This window comes from Agrobacterium sp. MCAB5, assembly GCF_052114365.1.
GTDB lineage: Bacteria > Pseudomonadota > Alphaproteobacteria > Rhizobiales > Rhizobiaceae > Agrobacterium > Agrobacterium tumefaciens.
In genome coordinates this window covers 1-509 of record NZ_JBFREP010000205.1, presented here as the reverse complement: position 1 = coordinate 509, position 509 = coordinate 1, and the positions used below count along the sequence as shown (strand labels likewise).

General features: G+C 58.9%; 1 pseudogene. It reads left to right on the top strand.

Annotated elements, in window-relative coordinates:
• Positions 1-509: pseudogene (locus AB4Z23_RS28240) on the top strand (sugar ABC transporter ATP-binding protein); the annotation flags it as partial.

Sequence of the window (509 nt, the reverse complement as noted above, 5' to 3'; positions counted from 1 at the left end):
TGCCAAAGCAGGCGAGATACATTGTTTCTGCGCGTGAAACGATGCTTCAGGGTCAGGCGGTCCTGGAAGAGTATGGCCTTACGCGGATTGACCCTGCTGCGGAAGTCGGGACCCTTCACGTAGCGGACAAGCAGCGAATCGAGATCGTGCGGGCACTCAGCAACGCTGGCCGAGTGTTGGTTCTGGACGAGCCGACCGCTGCTCTGGCGGAGACGGATTGGTTATTTGGAGAGATTGCGAAAGCGACGGCCAAAGGCGTCGCCGTTCTCTACATCTCACATCGTCTGGCCGAAGTACGCGCCATCTGCCGAAGTGCGACGGTCCTTCGCAACGGAAAGACGATTTCGACGGTTCCCTTGGCCGACGCAAGCGACGACGACATCTTCGAGATGATGGTGGGTCGCCGTGTGGGCCATCAGCGTACGGTCAAGAGGGCGATTTTGAAGACGGCTCTTGCGCCGCGACTTCACGTCGAAAACCTCGCGGGATCAATGCTCGCAGGTGTGTCA